The sequence below is a fragment of the Pseudomonadota bacterium genome (genome assembly GCA_010028905.1).
Taxonomy (GTDB): Bacteria; Vulcanimicrobiota; Xenobia; order RGZZ01; family RGZZ01; genus RGZZ01.
The window spans coordinates 1-1,110 of record RGZZ01000904.1 but is presented as its reverse complement, the minus strand read 5'-3'; the positions used below and the strand labels follow the sequence as shown (position 1 = coordinate 1,110).

The window sequence follows — 1,110 nt, the reverse complement described above, 5'->3', positions numbered from 1 at the left end:
TGACATTCCGCTCGCGGCCGAGGCCATCGTGGCCATCGTCTTCAGCGTGGGCGCCGAGGCGCTCGACCTGCCTCGCCATCGTCACTCGGGGCTGGCCGACCGGCTCATTCGCGAGGTGCACCTCGTGCTCGCAGGCGCGGCGTTCTTCGCGGCGAGCGAGAAGAGAAAGAAGTGAGTTCCCCTCGCCCTGAGCGCGGGGAGAGGAGGGGCTGGTGTGTGGGGTCCTTCGCCTGCGCGCGTTGATCACCTCCATGCTGGTGATCATCGAGTTCGCGACAGAGGTGTAGACGTTCTGGCGGCTCATTCTCCCGTCAGCATGACCGACGTGCGGCGCCTGGCCAGCCGCGCCCGAATGCGGCTCAGCGCGACGGGCGTGATGCCGATGTACGAGGCCACCTGGTGCTGCGGAATGTGGCTCAGGTGCTCGGGCCGCTCGGCGCAGAACTGGGCGTAGCGTTGCTCGGCGCTCAGCTGCAGGAACTCGTATTCACGTTGTTCCTTCCCCACGAAGTGCAATTCGACGAAGCGGCGCGCGAGGCGTTGCAGCTCCAGCGAGTCGGCGGCGAGCGCCTCGAAGCCCTCGACCTCGAACGCCAGCAGCCGCGTCGGGGCGAGCGCCTGAATGAAGGTGCGCGAGGGCCTGCGGAGGATGATCTCGGCATACGGCGCCGAGAACTCACCTGGCCCGCGGAAGGCCTTCACCGACTCGCGCCCCTTCGCGTCGACGTAGAAGTGGCGCACCAGGCCCTCGAGCACGATGCCGAAGTGGGTGACGGGTCTGCCGGGTTGCGACCAGAACTCCTGCTTCTCGAGGGTGCGCTCTTCGGCGAACTGCAGCAGCCGCTCGAACGTCTTCGGCTGCATGGGCCCGAAGGCGGTCAGCTTCGCGTACAGAACCTTCGCTTCGGGGGAACGCGCGTTCATCGGGCTCGTCGTTCTTATCCCGGGTTAACGCACCGACGTGGGCTGGGGTGAGACGGTGTCGCCCATGGACATCAACGTCTACGCCGTCGTGACGCCGTTCGTGCTGTTGCTCATCCTCGCGGAGATCGCGTGGTGCGTCTGGAAGAAGAACGGGTACTACGAGTTCCAGGACTCCATCGCGAGCCT

General features: G+C 66.2%; 2 protein-coding genes. One reads left to right on the top strand and one right to left on the bottom strand.

Annotation, left to right across the window (positions count from 1 at the left end; all coding sequences use genetic code 11):
- Nucleotides 1–300 precede the first annotated feature (300 nt).
- Nucleotides 301–924 carry a Crp/Fnr family transcriptional regulator gene (locus tag EB084_26255; GenBank protein ID NDD31766.1) on the bottom strand — a complete coding sequence of 208 codons (624 nt, stop codon included), beginning with the start codon at nt 922–924 and terminating at the stop codon, nt 301–303.
- A 64-nt stretch (nt 925–988) separates the two neighbouring features.
- On the opposite strand from EB084_26255, the gene EB084_26250 reads away from it, so the two are divergent.
- A partial coding sequence (locus EB084_26250) for a sterol desaturase family protein (GenBank protein NDD31765.1) occupies nt 989–1,110 on the top strand: 122 nt, incomplete at its 3' end.

Excerpts from the sequence above, each read along its gene's own strand:
- EB084_26255 (NDD31766.1), bottom strand. The coding sequence starts at position 924 with ATGAACGCGCGTTCCCCCGAAGCGAAGGTTCTGTACGCGAAGCTGACC.